This is a genomic window from Arthrobacter sp. Y3221157 (genome assembly GCF_059089865.1).
On record NZ_JBNHFD010000256.1, the window covers coordinates 1 to 264 of the forward strand.

1 pseudogene is annotated in these 264 nt (G+C 68.6%); it reads left to right on the top strand.

Annotated features, from left to right (window positions below):
- Positions 1 to 264: pseudogene (locus AC5RTT_RS20900) on the top strand (hypothetical protein); the annotation flags it as partial.

The window sequence follows — 264 nt, forward strand, 5'->3', positions numbered from 1 at the left end:
CACCGTGCCACGAGGCGTAAACCGGCTGCGGTGCTCATCGAGGAGGCGCCCAGGCTGCACCGGGTCCCGGAGACTGCCCATACGGTCGCGTTCGGGCACGCCCGCACGGTCCCGGAAAATACACCGATGGTGACGTTCGAGAACGCCCAATATTCCGTCCCGGCACCTCTGCTCGGAGCCAAGGTGTTCGTCCGCGCCCACGGCACGGGCCCGGGCGAGCAGGTCATCATCGTCCATCACGGCCCAGCAGGCCCGGTCGAGGTC